Raw genomic sequence first — 17,028 nt, 5'->3', positions numbered from 1 at the left:
GCAAACCTTTTTGTACATGTTTGCCAACTTGTACAACCACAAGGGGTACTAAGGATAAAATCCCAATACTTGTAATCTGAGTCGGTGTCAAAGGACTGATTTCAAAGATGCTCTGCAATGGTTGTAGTAACAGGACAGATCCCAGTAACAACACACCCAGTACAAGAGCCAAATAGGTAAAAGGATTCATAAAAAGGGTTTTAAACGTCAAAGGTTCATCCATACGACAATTAATACCATGGACCAACCTGGACAAACTGAGCGTAGCAAAAGCCATGGTCATCGCCACACCATGTCCGCCTTGATTTAGTCCTAAGTAGTAAGCCGCCATGGTTACAATTGCAATCACAATACCTTCCAAAAGTACTTCTATCGCAAAAGCTCTGTCCAAAATTGGTTTACGCGCATCCCTTGGTTTTCGTTTCATTAACTGTCCGTGGGCCGGTTCAACGCCGATGGCGATTGCCGGCAAACTGTCTGTCAAAAGATTGATAAACAGCAGATGAACAGGTGCAAAAGGTGCTTGTAAGCCTACAATTGAAGCGTATAAGACGGCAAGAATACCGGCTGTATTACCGGACAACAAAAACTTGACCGCGTTTTTAATATTATCATAAATGCTTCGACCATTATTTATAGCCTTAACTATAGTAGAAAAATTGTCATCGGTTAGCACCATACTGGCAGCATCTTTAGCCACTTCTGTCCCGGTGATGCCCATAGCAATGCCAATATCGGCCTGTTTAAGTGCCGGTGCATCATTAACACCATCTCCAGTCATGGCTACAATATGTCCAAGTGACTGCCAAGCACTCACGATACGGATCTTATGTTCCGGTGATACTCTGGCATAAACAGATACATTTGGAACCAAGGCAATTAACTGCTCTTCAGTTAGCCCTTCGATTTTTGCCCCTTCAATGGCCACACCGTCACCTCTTAAGATTCCAATTTGTCTAGCAATCGCTGAAGCTGTAATCTTATGATCACCTGTAATCATGATTGGTTTAATACCTGCTTTAAGACAGTCTTCTACAGCTGCTGCTGACTCTTCTCTTGGTGGGTCCATCATGGCCACAAGACCAAATAAAATCATCTCATCTTCATGTTCCAAGGTCAAGGTCGACTCATCCACTTTACGCCAAGCAAAAGCCAAAACCCTAAGCCCTTGATTGGACAGGCTATGGTTGATTTTTTCATAATCCCTAATATCTGCTTCCTCTATAGGTCGAACACCTTCTTTGCTTTCAATGAACTTGGACCTCTTTAGTAAAACATCTATGGCACCTTTTGTAAAGACAATGGCTTCACCCTCGATATGTTGTAAAGTTGTCATCAATTTTCTATCACTGTCAAAAGGCAATTCGGACAATCTAGGTATGGATTCCCTTACCACAAGCTCATCTAAATGTAGGTTTTCCCCCAAATCAACAAGAGCGATTTCTGTTGGATCTCCAATTCTCTTATCCTCTGTTGTAACGGCATCACTGCATAATAATCCGGCCATGACCAACTTGTAATGTAATTTGTCCTCTTTATTTATGTCAGCCACATCTACCAGTTCACCGTCTGTGTAAATATGTTGAACTTTCATTTTATTCTGAGTTAATGTACCTGTTTTATCCGAACATATAATAGAAACACTCCCAAGACTTTCCACAGAATGCAGCTTTCTAATAATGGCATTTTGATCTGCAAGTTTTCTGGTTCCCAGAGCCAATACGATGGTCACAATGGAGCTTAGAGCTTCCGGAATGGCTGCAACCGCTAAAGAAATGGCAAACAACATGGCATCCATAACCCCAGTCCCACGATACATACTTAGTCCAAACACCAATGCAGAAATCAGAATAATAAATAAGGCCAGTTTCTTGCCAAACTGATCCAGATTACGTTGTAAGGGCGTAGACTTTTCCTTAGCACTTTTTAGCAGTGTTGCAATGCGCCCAATTTCAGAATGGATACCTACAGCCGTAACAACAGCCTTACCCCGTCCATAAGTTACATAACTACTGGAAAACAGCATGTTAATCTGATCGCCTATAGGAACATGATCTTTACCAATAGGTTCTACCATCTTATCCACACTAACGGACTCACCGGTGAGTGCACTTTCATTCAGCTGCAAGCTTGAGCTTTCAATAAGGCGACCATCCGCCGCAATAAAATCTCCGGCATCAACAATCAGAATGTCCCCAACAACCACCCCGGCAGATGGGATTTCCATGATTTGCCCTTCACGCATAACCTTAGCACTTGGAGATGACAATGCCTTAAGACTTTTAAGAGATTGTTCTGCCTTAACATGCTGTACTGTTCCAAGGATGGCATTGAGTATCAGCACCGCTATGATAACCAAAGTACTCTCAAGCTTGCCCATTACAGCCGATACAAGCGCTGCAACCAATAAAATCCATACCAAGAAATCCTTAAACTGGGATAAAAAGACCACAAATGGATGAACCGACTTAACCTCTTCTAATTTGTTTTCGCCATGTTTTTCAATACTTTTGCCTACTTGTTCCTTTGTTAGACCCATATTCTGTACTTCAAAAAATGATTTCGTTTCTTCCGGTGACATCTGATAAAAAGTTTTCATAAACGATTCTCCTTAGATTGACATACCGAAGATCTAGAAAAGTCCATAGAAAAAGACTCAAAAAAACCTTTCGGTCTTCATTGAGTCTCACAAAATACAAGTCGTATCTTTATCACCGAGCTTTCGCTGTCTTGACGATGATAAATCCCATATAGGCAGTTACTCCCTCATAGATGAATTAAAAGAATAATAACAAATCAAATCGTATTTGTCAAGTTGATAACGAAGGGTTTTCATGGGACCCACCTACAACTCTTATTTCATCTGCGCCATCAGTATTTCTTCTGCTTTTAGCAAAGCATCTTTAATCTTACTTGGGTCTTTACCACCTGCTTGTGCCATATTGGGGCGTCCACCGCCACCACCACCTACAACCGCTGCAGCACCCTTGATCATATTACCGGCATGGGCACCATGCTTAATAGCGCCTTCTGATGCCATAACCAACAAGCTTACCTTGCCGTCATTGGCTGTAGCAAGAACCACAACCCCATTGTCTAACTTATTCATGAAGTTATCGCCCATATCTCTTAGACGATTCACATCCACGCCGTCAACCTGAGCACCCAAAAACTGTATATCTCCAATTTGTTGTTTAGTATTAATAAGATCGTCCACCGCACCACTGGCCAATTTGGATTTTAATTGATCCAAAGCCTGTTGCAATTGCTTATTCTCATCTAGAAGATTTTCAATTTTGTTTAACACATTCCCAGGATCCACTTTAATTTTTTCAGCAATCGCTTTTAAAGTCGCTTCCTTATCCTTATAGTAACGAATCGCATTTTCTCCCGTTAAAGCTTCTATTCTTCTGACACCTGCTGCCACACCATTTTCTGATATGATTTTGAAGGTACCTATTTCGATGGTATTACCAAGATGGGTACCACCACATAACTCAACGGTATAATCTCCCATTGATACGACTCTCACCACATCACTGTATTTTTCTCCAAAAAGTGCCATAGCGCCTTTTTTCTTAGCTTCATCGATGGGCATTTCTTCAATGTTCACTTTTAACTCTTTAAGCACCATCTCATTGACTTCATCTTCAACCGCTTTAATTTCTTCCGGTGTCATCCCTGTAAAATGGGTAAAGTCAAACCTCAAGCGCTCACTATTAACAGCCGAACCGGCTTGTTCAATATGATCACCGAGTACATGTTTTAAAGCCTTTTGCAATAAGTGTGTTGCACTATGATTCTTCATAGTAGCATGTCTATAACTTACGTCCACTTTAAGTAAAGCCTCATCGCCTATGGCCACTTCGCCTTCAACCACATGACCGATATGAGCAATCTTTTCACCCATGAGTTTTTTGACATCTTTAATAGCAACAACACCTTTTTCAAAAAGTATGGTACCTCGATCGGCTTGTTGTCCACCACTGGTTGGGTAAAAAGGTGTTTCATCTACAAATATAGACACTTCTTCTCCCTTGACTGCTTTTTGAACGACTTGATCCGTCGTCAACGCCCGAACGATAGACTTGCCTTCAAGATGCTCATAACCGATGAAGTTGGAACTAAGTTCAACAGGCAGTTGGTTATACACCGTCTCTTTAGCACCCATGTAGTTGGATTCTTCTCGGGCCGATCTTGCTCTTTGACGTTGCTCCTCCATAGCTGCTTTGAACTTGGTTTCATCTACATTCAAGCCGACTTCACTTAAGATTTCCAAAGTCAAATCCAGAGGAAACCCGTAAGTATCATACAAAGTAAATGCTTTCTCTCCATCCAATTCCGTAACTCCGGCATCTTTAATTTCTTCAATATAACCGTTTAAGATACTAAGACCATGATCTATGGTTTCTGCAAAACGTTCTTCCTCTATGGAAATCACTTTGTAGATATAAGCTTCCTTTTCCGATAACTCCGGATAGGCTTCTTTAGATGTTTCAATAACCACCTCAACCAACTTGGCTAGAAAAGCCCCTTCAATACCAAGCAACTTACCATGGCGGGCCGCTCTTCTAAGGAGTCTTCTAAGAACATATCCCCGACCTTCATTAGAAGGCAGTATACCATCTGAAGTCATAAAGGTTACAGACCGAATATGGTCCGTAATCAAACGAATGGATATATCTGTTTTAGGGTCTTTTTTGTAAGTCACTTTGGCAATATTACAGACTTCATCACGTAAGGCACGGATGGTATCCACGTCAAATATGGATTCTACCCCTTGCATCATAACCGCTAAACGCTCAAGTCCCATACCTGTGTCAATGTTTGGGAAATCAAGGGGTATATATTCACCCTCAGGTGTCGCCTCAAACTGGGTAAAGACCAGATTCCAGATCTCTACATAGCGATCACATTCACAACCGACGGCACAGTTTGGATCATCACAAGCGTACTGGTCGCCACGGTCAATATAGATCTCTGAACAGGGTCCACAAGGACCGGCGCCATGCTCCCAGAAATTATCCTTCTTACCCATACGCACAATATGATTCATAGGCACTTTTTCTTGTTCATGCCATATTTTCTCTGCTTCATCATCTTCTTCATAGACTGAAACATATAAGCTTTCCTTAGGCACTTCAAGTACTTGTGTAAAGAATTCCCAAGCCCAAGCAATGGCTTCTTCCTTGAAATAATCACCAAAGGAGAAATTGCCTAGCATCTCAAAAAAAGTACCATGTCTTGCCGTCTTGCCTACATTCTCGATATCTCCTGTACGTATACATTTTTGACATGTGGTCATCCTTTTATTTGGTGGCGTTTCCTGTCCAGTGAAATAAGGCTTTAAAGGCGCCATGCCTGAATTAATCAATAGTAAGCTTTTATCGTTATGCGGCACCAAGGAAAAACTGTTCGCCCTTAAATGGTCCTTACTCTCAAAGAAGTCCAAGTACATTTTTCTAAGTTCATTCAATCCGTAACTTTTCACAATAGTTCCTCCTAATTATATTGATGCCTTTAAACCCATTCTACAAATATTCAATATCCCAATCACTCGTTAAAATTATAATGATATTAGCCATCTTTGTCAAGATACGCTATGCTGTAATCGTCTTTTCAGGATGCCATAACCTTGTATCAATATTGTCGGTACAGAAGCACTAAGCAAGATTACCCACCATTTATACGCATCCAGTGGTTTTGTATACATAACATCATTAAAGAATGGCAGGTATATGACGAGTAACATCAGTGAGGCAGCAATTGCCAATGCACCAATTAGAAATGGATTCTTAAGAATGCTTTTATCCAATCCAAAAGTATGTTGTCTTCTCACATTCAGTACATGGAAGAGCTGTCCAAAAGCCATGGTAGCAAATGCAATGGTTCTAGCTGTATCTATATCGTAACCTCGAGATAACCCATAGGCAAAAGCAGCTAGTGAACCCACACCGATTAAGATACCACTTACAGCAATCTTTGCTAAAAAGGCTTTATTAACAATCGCCTGCTTAGGATCTCTTGGCATGCGCTTCATAATGTCCCCTTCACCGGTTTCCCAAGCAAAAGACATTGCCGGCAATACGTCTACAACCAAGTTCAGCCATAGGATTTGTAGCGCAAGAATCGGAATCGGGAGCTTAAACAGAATACTTAAAAATATGGCTAAGATCTCCACAACGTTACAAGAGAATAAAAAATAAATGAATTTCTCCATATTATCAAAGATGACCCGTCCTTCTTTAACCGCATCAACAATTGTAGAGAAACGGTCATCGGTCAAAATCATGTCCGAAGCTTCTTTTGCCACTTCAGTACCTCTTATGCCCATGGCAATACCAATGTCTGCACCATTAAGAGCCGGTGCATCATTAACCCCGTCTCCGGTCATGGCTGTGACTTCATCGTCAATATTCAAAGCACGTACAATTTGCAATTTGTTTTCAGGAGAAACCCTTGCAAACACAGAAGTGGTCTTAATTTCTTCGGCCAATGCTTCATCTGACATAAGGTCCATTTCTTTACCTGTTATGACTTGATCAATATTATTCATACCAATTTTCTGTGCAATAATACTGGCTGTGCCGGGATGATCACCTGTAATCATGATTACACGAATACCGGCTTCTTGAGCCACCCTAATGGCTTCTTTAACATCTTCTCTTGGCGGATCTATGATTCCAACAAAACCAAGAATCTCTAGCCCTTGTTCTAGGGCCTTACTCATAGACGCTTCATCTGTAGCGTCCTGATAGTTTCTAATCTCTGCTATGGCCAGAACCCGCATGCCTTCATGGGTCATGTCATCGTTTATCTTATTCCACTGATCAAGATCGCTTTGTTCTGCTTGAGCCATCTTCATGAGGACGTCCGGTGCACCTTTTATAAAAAGACGTTTTTCATTATCTTTTATATCATAAGCTGTAACCATATACTTATCCGTAGAATTAAAGGGAACTTCTCCAATACGTTTATAGCCGTTGTTCTCTAGCGCATCTTTTGTTAAAGAAGCCTTTTCTCCAAGAACAACAAGACCACCTTCTGTAGGATCACCAATTATTTTGTAATCCTGTTCTTCTTTTACAAGGGTTGCGTTACTACATAAGACGCCAGCAATAATGAGTTCTTCTAGGGCTTCATCATAGTCCACAATAGCACCCTCCGGATCATACCCGTCACCTTCTACTTCAAAGGTACGGTCTAAGGATGTATGGTATATATGTTTGACTGTCATTTGATTCTCTGTTAAAGTACCTGTCTTATCTGTACATATAACTGTAGTGGAACCTAAGGTCTCTACAGCCGGTAAGCTCTTTACCAAAGCATTGTGAGAGGCCATGGTTTTCATACCAATAGCCAAGGTTATGGTAGAAACTGCAGGCAAGGCTTCCGGAACGGATGCAATCGCTAAAATGATACCTATTTTTATCATAGCATATAAATCTTCACCATATGATATGCCAAGGGCTGTCACCGCTAGTGCCACAATGGCTGAGAAAAGTATTAATGTTTTACCTAAACGGTTCAACTGGGCTTCAAGGGGTGTTATGGTTTTTTCATCCGTACGAATCATGTCACTGATTTTTCCAATCTCCGTATCCATGCCTATAGCCGTTACGACGGCATAGGTATTCCCTCTGGTTGCTGCAGTACCGGTAAATACCATGTTTTTTCTGTCACCAATAGACGTATCTTCTTCACCGACAAAATCGGAAGTCTTATCCATCGATTCGGATTCTCCCGTTAATGCCGATTCAATGGTAGCGAAATTTTTGTCTTCGATAATATAACTGTCCGCTGTCACGAGATCGCCTTCCTCAATATACAGGACATCTCCGATGACCAAGTGTTGAGATTCCACTTCCATAATCTTACCGTTACGTCTTACTTTTGCCACGGTTCTTGTCATTTTTTGTAAAGATTCTACTGATTTTTGAGCTTTGTATTCTGATATAAATCCGGACAAGACCGCAATCAAGATGGCAACAATAACCGCAGAACCTTCAACAGGTTCATCCATAGCAAAGGATACTCCTGAAGCCACTATTAAAAGATACACAATGATATTATTGGCGTTGTGCATGAATATCTTTAAAGCCGATACCTTTTCTCTGGCTTCAAGCACATTCTCCCCATATTCTGCACGTCTTTTTGCTACTTCATCCTCACTGAGGCCTGAATCTATCTTGACCTCTAATTTTTTTAATATGTCATCCTTCGTTAATGCATACGGTTTTTCAATCTTCATACTCATTGGTATTACCTCCCTCAACCAAACTAAGTGGCTGCGCCTCGCCTTGCTTGCACATTCTTTTATGGTAGCTAAACTCTATCTTTCACATGGTTCTCTATCTCTATTATCTTTTGATTGACCATATTCTGCAATGCACACATTACCCCATATTTACCATGGTACCATGTGAGACCACCTTGAAAATAAGCTGTATAAGGTGGTTTTATAGGTGCGTCTGCACTCAACTCAATACTGGAGCCTTGTATAAAAGATCCAGCCGCCATGATGACTGGAGCATCATACCCCGGCATAGCCCAAGGAATCGGCACCACATGACTGTCAACCGGTGCTGCCATCTGTATCCCTTGACAAAAGGCGATAACCGCCTCAGGGCTTTTCATGGAGATTGCTTGAATTATATCATAACGCTCCGTCTGACTGGACGGAATGACTTCATAGCCCAGACTTTCAAATACCGCTGCAGCAAACAAAGCACTTTTATGCGCAGCAGCAACAACCGTCGGTGCTAAAAATAGACCTTGAAAAAGACTCTGATTAATCCCTAAAGTTGCACCCACTTCTTTACCAAGACCGGGTGCGGTCAAACGGTAAGAAGCCATATCCACACAGGCTTTGCTACCTACGATATAACCACCTGTTGGTGCCAAACCTCCACCTGGATTTTTAATTAACGAACCTACCACCATATCTGCCCCATAATGCGTAGGCTCAGTTACGGTTACAAATTCACCATAGCAATTGTCCACCATACATATAATATCCGGCTTTATGCTTTTGACAAATCCTATGATTTCTCCAATGCTTTCAGGAGATAGTGTCGGACGAATGTCATAGCCTTTTGATCTTTGTATGGCAACCAGCTTTGTTTTGTCGTGTATGGCTTCTTTGATACCGGGGTAGTCTATGTTCTTATTGTCCAGAAAATCCACTTGTCTGTATGTAATACCATATTCTGAAAGAGAACCCGGTGTCTCCCTTATGCCTATGACCTCTTCTAATGTGTCATAAGGTTTGCCTACGGGTGATAATATTTCATCGCCTGGTCTTAAGTGACTTGCCAAAGCAATATGAAGCGCATGGGTACCTGAAATTATTTGTGGACGAACTAAAGCAGCTTCCGCATTAAATACGGAAGCATACACATTTTCTAAGGTATCTCTACCTAGATCATTATAGCCATAGCCAGTGGTTGCTGCAAAATGCGTATCACTGACTCTATTGTCTTGCATCGCCTTTAAGACTTTCAGTTGATTGACCTCCGCTATTTGATCTATCTGATTAAACCGATCAAATAGGGCGTCTTCAATCTTTTTCACATGCGAAATCACATCATCACAGATACCAAGATGTTTATAGATCTTGTCTGTCATATGGAATTCCTCTCTAGCGTTCTTCAGTCATTAATTGTACTTCTTTAGCAGGTATTATGGTTGAAATGGCATGCTTGTAAATCATTTGTTGTTTTGTTTCCGCCTCAAGGATGACGATAAAGTTGTCAAAACCTCTAACGATGCCTTTTAGTTGAAAACCATTGGTCAAATAAACCACAACCGTAATTTTATCTTTTCTTACCTGATTCAAAAATACATCTTGTAAATTAATTGGTTTGCTCATTCTCTTGCCCCCTTATGATATATTTTCAATATATCTCTTATCAAACAACGATTTGATTATTATTGAATGCTTTGGTTAAGACATCAAAACTATATAATTGACCCGTTAACCATAACCCTATTGTATTACAAAAACTTCTGTACTTCAATATCTTTTAAAATATATTTTACAACTTGTATCATATCATAATTATAGTCGTGTAAGTTAACCCAATTAACATTTTTTTCTCTTTTGAACCAAGTCAATTGACGTTTGGCAAAATGCCTTGTACCCTTTTTCAAGAGATCGATGGCATCATTTAAATCATATTCACCTTCCAGATAGCCAATAATTTCCTTGTAACCAAGACCTTGCATGGCAACTAAGCTCTTATTATAACCTTGCTCCAAAAGCGTTTTTACTTCCTCTACTAAGCCTTCTTCAACCATTTGATCCACACGATCATTAATTCTTTTGTAGAGCAATTCCCGCTCCATATTCAATACATAGAATCCTAGATTGTATGGAGATTGTTTTTCTTTTTCCCGCCTATTATGAAGAGATATAGGCTCATTGGTCATATGATAATATTCCAAAGCTCGAATCACCCTTTTCGTATTATTCATATGAATGGTCTTTGCCGAGTCCGAATCCACCGCTTCTAACATTGAAAATAGTAGAGCCTTGTCGCCATTTTTCGCCATTTCTTCAAGACGCTCTCTATAGCTATTATCCGGTACATGGTCCATAAAGGTTACATCATAGATAATAGACTGAATATAAAAACCAGTCCCTCCAGCTAAAATAGGTACTTTACCCCTGGCATAAATATCTGCCAGAGCTTCTTTAACCATTTTTTGAAACCTAGCGATGCTACATCCTTCGTCCGGATTTAGTACATCTATGAGATGATGTTTTATACCATCCATTTCTTCTAAGGTAACCTTGGCAGTACCAATATCCATCCCTTTATATACTTGCATAGAATCGGCAGAAATAATCTCGCCTTGAATTTCTTTAGCCAGTTGAACCGCTAATTTACTTTTTCCTGTTGCGGTAGGTCCCGTAATGACAATAAGTGGTTTCATCCTTGTATCCTCTTAAATTTCTTCTCAAGCTCATATTTGGTCATAGCAATAATGGTCGGCCTACCGTGGGGACAATGAAAAGGATTTTCAAGTGTCAACAGATCATCGATTAACCCTATGTACTCACTCTGGGAAAGTCGATCATTACCTTTTACCGCAGCTTTACACGCCATCGAAGCAATATCATCCAGAAGAATGTCATATTTATCCTCGATAAAACTATCCGCTAACCCGTCCAGAATCTGTAGAAACTGATTGGCCTCAAGGGATTTTCCAAACACAAAGGGTACAGACCGAATAATTAAAGCCTCTTCACCAAAAGCTTCCACTTCAAAGCCTAGATCTACAAATAACCGCTGATATGTTTCATATCTGCTCATTTCCTGAAGAGACAGATTCACTACAATCGGTTCAAGTAACCTTTGAGCAAACTCAACCTTATTACTTAGTTTTTTCACCATACGTTCATACAATACTTTTTCATGAGCAGCATGCTGATCAATCATATAATATTCTTCCTCAAGTTCAACAATCCAATAAGTATCAAAAAGCTGTCCCACCACTTTATGAGATCTAACAGCAGAGGAACCTCTAAATGCTTCTACAGACATAGCAACTTGGTCACCTTTATAGGTTTTTGAGGGTGTCTCTTCTGGCTTTGCTTCTTGTTTTTCAATCGGCTTTTCTTTAGTTTTTTCTTCAGAAAATATCTCCGTTTTAATAGCTGCTGTTGGTTCATGATGGCTAATAATCGTCTCATTTTCCACCAAATTCTTTCGTTTCTCCTCAAAAGGCTCCGGTATCGGTTCATAAACCATAGATGTTTCTTTCTTCTCTTTTTCAATACTAACTTGAGGAATCAATACTTCTTTATTCAGAGCCGCTTCAATCCCTTTATAAACCAGTTGAAAGATTTTGGCTTCTTCCATAAAACGCACTTCCATTTTTGTAGGATGTACATTTACATCTACATCTTTAGCATCTACATGCAGATAAAAAGTGACAAAAGGGTATTGGTGCAGCATAAGCTTAGACTTATAACCATCTTCAATGGCTTTTTCTATAACCTTGCTTTTAATATAGCGACCATTTAAAAAGTAATTTTCATAGGTTCGATTACCACGGCTTAGATGAGGCTTGCCAATAAAGCCTTCAAGATGCATGCCGTCAGAATGCCAGTTTATTTCAATTAAGTTCTTGGCCATCTCCATACCGTACACACTAAAAATACAATCTTTAAGTTTATTATTTCCGGTTGTCTGAAGCTTGATTTTACCCTCATTTATGAATTTGAAACTGATCTTCGGATGACCCAGTGCTAGTTTTTGAACCAGATCCGAGATATAGCCAAGCTCCGTAGACGAGGTTTTCATGAATTTTCTTCTTGCAGGCGTATTATAGAACAAGTCTTTAACCATAAAAGTCGTCCCTATGGGACACCCTACTTCTTCAAAACTTTTTTCGACACCGCCTTCTATGATATAGCGTATACCTACAGATTCAGATGCTTGTTTGGTAATCAGCTCAACCCTTCCGACTGAGGCAATGCTGGCCAAGGCTTCACCACGAAATCCCAAAGACATAATACTTGCAAGGTCTTGTTCATCCTTTATTTTGCTGGTACTATGTCTAAGAAATGCGGCTTTGACATCATCCTTATGAATGCCGGATCCGTTATCCGTAATACGTATAAACTTAAGACCGCCCTCTTTAACTTCAATGGTAATCGCATCTGCTTTTGCATCGATTGCATTTTCTACCAATTCCTTTATGACAGAAGCCGGTCGTTCAACGACTTCCCCTGCCGCAATTTTATTAATTGTATTCTGGTCCAGCAACAAAATGCTCAAGTGTCTCACCTATCCTTATCCCTTAAGACGTTTTTTAAGTTGTGCCAGTTTATTGAGTGCTTCAAGAGGTGTTAGGGCGTTAACATCAAGGCCCCTTAATTCTTCAACCACATCCTCTGATATGTTTTCAAAAAGACTTAACTGCATGTCTTCTGCTTTCTCGGGTTTTTCCATAACCTTAATGCTTTCAGCGTGTTTGGTTATATCCGCTTGATCCAACTCTTCCAGTATCATTTTGGCACGCTTTATAACAAAATCCGGAACACCGGCCAACTTAGCCACTTGTATACCATAACTGTTATTGGCACCACCAGGTATGATTTTTCTAAGAAAAATGATATCATCACCCTGTTCTTTTACAGAAATACAATAATTCTGTACCCCTTCAATCTTACCTTCAAGCTCTGTCAATTCATGATAATGGGTGGCAAATAAGGTTTTTGCACCCATGGTATGGATATTGACAATATATTCCACCACAGCCCAAGCAATACTAAGACCATCAAAAGTAGAGGTACCACGTCCGATTTCGTCTAATATTATTAGTGATTTCTTTGTACCGTTTCTTAAGATATTGGCCACTTCCGTCATTTCTACCATAAACGTACTTTGACCGGAAGATAAGTCATCCGATGCACCAACCCTTGTGAAAATTCGGTCACAAACAGATATTTTTGCTGATTTGGCAGGAACAAAACTGCCTACTTGGGCCAATAAAGTGATTAAAGCTACTTGACGCATATAAGTAGATTTTCCGGCCATGTTCGGTCCGGTAATAATGGAAAATCGATGCTCATGTTGATCCAAATATGTGTTGTTACTGATAAATTGATCATGGGGCATCATTTTTTCAACAACCGGGTGTCGTCCTTCTTCAATATCAATCCTACCGTCATTTTCCACTTGTGGTCTAACAAAATTCTCTTTAAGGGCAGTGTCTGCCAAGCTTTGCATAACATCCAATTTTGCAATTTGATCAGCTGAGGCCTTAATCCTTCCAACCGCTAATTTTAGGGTGTCTCGAATCTTAACAAACAATTCATACTCCAATGCCTCAAGCTTTTCCTGAGCACCTAATATGGTGTTTTCCATTTCTTTTAATTCCGGCGTGATATAACGCTCGCCATTTGACATGGTCTGTTTTCTTGTATAATCTTCCGGCACCAGATTCAAGTATGAATTGGTCACTTCTATATAATAGCCAAACACCTTATTGTACTTAACTTTTAGATTCTTAATGCCTGTGCGTTCTCTTTCCTTAGATTCTAACTTAGCAAGCCATTCTTTGCCGTCCGTTGTCGCAGATCTTAATCGGTCCACTTCCTCATTGAAGCCTTTCAATATAAGTCTACCTTCAGTAATGGCAATCGGTGGTTCCTCTATTAAAGCTTGGTCAATTAATTCATATAAATCTCTTAAGTCATCTAGATTTTCCCTTATTCTAATAAAGTAGGCGGCTTCCAGATTCTCAAGCAAAGTCTTAATGGGTTCAATCATATTAATGGATTGTTTAAAAGCTTGTAAGTCTCTGCCATTAGCCGTTTGACAGCTTATCTTACTCATAAGTCTTTCAATATCATATATTGGTGTTAAATACTCTTTTAACTCCATTAAGTACATAGGTTCATCATATAAATTCGAAACACCGTCAAGCCGTTGATTAATCTCATCTACCTGAATTAAAGGTTGTTCAATATACTGTCTTAATAATCTGGCACCCATGGCGGTTTTGGTTTTATCCACCACCCATAGTAAGGAACCGCGTCGCTCTTTTTCTCTTAAAGTCTCTACCAGCTCAAGATTGCGTCGCGTCGACAAGTCCAATAGCATAAAGTCTTCTGTGGCATAATAACGAATATGAGACAAATGATGTAATTGACTTTTTTGTGTCTCATTTAAGTATTCGATAAGAGCACCACAAGCCTTTACAGCTTCTGATTTGTCTGCAAAGCCTAAGCCTTCCATGGATCCTATTCTAAGCTGTTTCTTAATGGCTTCTGTGGACCGCTCAAGGTCAAAATACCAATCTTCTCTAGCCGACACAAAACTTTTGAATCGGTTCTTAACCCCTTCCATTAAGGGTTCATTACATAAAGCCGTATTATTACATATGACCTCACGCGGCTGGACTTTTGCCAACTCATCTAATACTTTTTCGTACCCTTGAACCTGAGTAACATAGAAGTCGCCGGTCGTAATATCCACATAAGCTATACCATAATGTGCAATATTTTGAAAGAGGGTCACTAGATAATTATGCTTACCGGCATCTAAAGATTGAAGATTCATATTGGTTCCCGGTGTTACCACCCGAACCACATCACGCTTCACGATTCCTTTTACCAACTTTGGATCTTCTAATTGCTCACCTATAGCAACTTTATAACCTTTATCAATAAGCTTATCAATATAGCCTTCTACCGCATGATGAGGCACACCACACATAGGGGCCTTCTCATCCATACCACAGCTCTTAGCTGTTAAGGTGATTTCCAACTCTCTAGAAGCGATGATTGCATCTTCAAAAAACATCTCATAAAAATCACCAAGCCTAAAAAAAAGGATGGCGTCCTTATATTGTTTTTTGATATCTACGTATTGTTGCATCATGGGTGTTAGTTTTTCAGCCATAGTATCCCCTCTGTTATATAATCTCACCAACAAGGTAATAAGTTTTTGATCCGATAATTTTTACATCCACAAATGTACCGATAAGACTTTCATCCCCTTGAACATGAACCAAATGATTATCTTCAAGACGTCCACTTACCCAGTCTGCTTTCTTGTGGTTCACTTCTTCAACTAGGAGTTCATAAGTGTTACCGATATGCTTTTCACTGTTTTTCAAGCTCACGATATCCATAGCCTCAAGAACCTTATTAAAACGCTCTTTTACTACAGATTCTGGTATCTGGTCTTCCATATTGGCGGCCGGTGTGCCCGTTCTTTTAGAATAAATAAAAGTATACGCTGTATTATACTCAACTTGATGTATCACATCAATAGTATCTTCATTATCTGCTTCTGTTTCACTTGGAAAGCCAATAATCAAGTCGGTTGTTATGGCTACGTTCGGTATTTTTGCTTTGATTCTGGATACTAAATCCAGATAAGATGCTTTGGTATAATGTCGATTCATAGCTTTTAAAAGTCTGGTACTTCCGGATTGAATAGGTAGATGAACATGATGACAGATTTTCTGTGAAACCGACATGACTTGAATAAGGTCATCCGACAGATCTTTGGGATGGGGTGTCATAAAACGAATACGTCTTAAACCCTCAACCTTCTCCACCTCATGAATAAGTTCTGCAAAAGTCATCGGTAGATCAAGGCCGGTGCCATAGGAGTTGACATTTTGACCAAGGAGCATGATTTCCACCACGCCGTCTTCTACCAGTTCTGTAATCTCTTTTAGTATATCTTCCGGATGACGGCTCCGTTCTCTGCCTCTGACATAAGGTACTATACAATAGGTGCAGAAGTTATTGCAACCATACATAATGTTAACCGATGCTTTGAAACGATGCTTTCTAATGGTTGGAAGATCTTCAACGATTTCCTTATGCGCATCCCATATATCATAAACTGCACTACCACTATCTAGTCTGGTTTCAAGTAATTCAGCTAACTTGTATAGGTTATGGGTACCAAATACCAAGTCTATATGCTTGTGTTTCTTTTTTAATTCCTGGATCACCGTTGGCTGTTGCATCATACATCCACATAGAGCAATCATCATCTCCGGTCTTTTTCTTTTAATGCTTTTCAAGTGACCGATACGTCCATATACCCTTTGTTCTGCATTCTCTCGAACGGCACAGGTGTTATAGATGACAAAATCAGCCTCTTGCTCCAAAACCGCTTCTCTATAACCGATATCTTCAAGTATGCCTTTAATCATTTCCGAATCATGGGCGTTCATCTGACATCCAAAAGTCGTAATAAAATAGGTCAGCTCCCTATCTTTCAATCTATGCTTAAGCTTTTCAATAATGGCCTTTTGCCTTAGTGTTTCCTCGTGGCTAAGGGCCACTGAACCTGTTCTCTTCAATTCATTCACCTCTAAGTATTTCTATATTTACATCATAGGTTAAGGTGTCAAAACAATTATTGTTTAAGTAAGTTCAACTAGAGTCCTGACCCTTAACCATTATGGTTAACGATCATTACTAAGTTTCTCAAGTGTCCCGACCCTTAACCATTATATATGATTATAGGATTTATGTGAAGGGTCAAT

Annotated in this window: 9 protein-coding genes; all 9 read right to left on the bottom strand. The window is 39.9% G+C overall.

The features are described 5' to 3' along the window. Positions 1–2,599 (bottom strand): cation-translocating P-type ATPase (locus tag P0N36_RS08710; protein ID WP_330683996.1); only part of this gene is annotated, 2,599 nt, incomplete at its 3' end. Between the two features lie 255 nt (positions 2,600–2,854). After that, complete coding sequence (gene alaS / locus P0N36_RS08705; protein WP_275842457.1) at positions 2,855–5,491, bottom strand: alanine--tRNA ligase; 2,637 nt, start codon at positions 5,489–5,491, stop codon at positions 2,855–2,857. Between the two features lie 99 nt (positions 5,492–5,590). Further along, positions 5,591–8,257, bottom strand: coding sequence for a cation-translocating P-type ATPase (locus P0N36_RS08700; protein WP_275842456.1), 2,667 nt, complete (start codon positions 8,255–8,257; stop codon positions 5,591–5,593). A 68-nt stretch (positions 8,258–8,325) separates the two neighbouring features. Next, positions 8,326–9,627, bottom strand: a complete 1,302-nt coding sequence (locus tag P0N36_RS08695) for a methionine gamma-lyase family protein (RefSeq protein ID WP_275842455.1) — start codon at positions 9,625–9,627, stop codon at positions 8,326–8,328. Positions 9,628–9,640: 13 nt separating this feature from the next. Continuing rightward, positions 9,641–9,871 (bottom strand): RNA chaperone Hfq, encoded by a 231-nt coding sequence (gene hfq, locus P0N36_RS08690; protein WP_125135680.1) that lies wholly within the window; start codon positions 9,869–9,871, stop codon positions 9,641–9,643. 125 nt (positions 9,872–9,996) lie between these two features. Then, positions 9,997–10,938, bottom strand: coding sequence for a tRNA (adenosine(37)-N6)-dimethylallyltransferase MiaA (miaA, locus tag P0N36_RS08685; RefSeq protein WP_275842454.1), 942 nt, complete (start codon positions 10,936–10,938; stop codon positions 9,997–9,999). Further along, complete coding sequence (gene mutL, locus P0N36_RS08680; protein WP_275842453.1) at positions 10,935–12,788, bottom strand: DNA mismatch repair endonuclease MutL; 1,854 nt, start codon at positions 12,786–12,788, stop codon at positions 10,935–10,937. Before mutL ends, miaA begins: the two co-directional genes overlap by 4 nt. 15 nt (positions 12,789–12,803) lie before the next feature. Beyond that, entirely contained in the window at positions 12,804–15,419 is a 2,616-nt protein-coding gene (gene mutS, locus P0N36_RS08675) for a DNA mismatch repair protein MutS (RefSeq protein WP_275842452.1), read from the bottom strand. A gap of 13 nt (positions 15,420–15,432) precedes the next feature. Next, the gene (gene miaB / locus P0N36_RS08670; protein ID WP_275842451.1) at positions 15,433–16,842 is read right to left on the bottom strand and encodes a tRNA (N6-isopentenyl adenosine(37)-C2)-methylthiotransferase MiaB; all 1,410 of its coding nucleotides are present in this window, start codon (positions 16,840–16,842) and stop codon (positions 15,433–15,435) included. Positions 16,843–17,028: the final 186 nt, after the last annotated feature.

Source organism: Petrocella sp. FN5, assembly GCF_029210395.1.
GTDB lineage: Bacteria > Bacillota > Clostridia > Lachnospirales > Vallitaleaceae > Petrocella.
This window is presented reverse-complemented; position numbering and strand designations above follow the sequence as displayed.

What these genes read in the sequence shown, in the direction of transcription:
- P0N36_RS08700 (WP_275842456.1), bottom strand. Translation starts at nt 8,257, where the DNA reads ATGAGTATGAAGATTGAAAAACCGTATGCATTAACGAAGGATGACATA.
- P0N36_RS08695 (WP_275842455.1), bottom strand. Translation starts at nt 9,627, where the DNA reads ATGACAGACAAGATCTATAAACATCTTGGTATCTGTGATGATGTGATT.
- hfq (WP_125135680.1), bottom strand. Translation starts at nt 9,871, where the DNA reads ATGAGCAAACCAATTAATTTACAAGATGTATTTTTGAATCAGGTAAGA.
- miaA (WP_275842454.1), bottom strand. Translation starts at nt 10,938, where the DNA reads ATGAAACCACTTATTGTCATTACGGGACCTACCGCAACAGGAAAAAGT.
- mutS (WP_275842452.1), bottom strand. Translation starts at nt 15,419, where the DNA reads ATGGCTGAAAAACTAACACCCATGATGCAACAATACGTAGATATCAAA.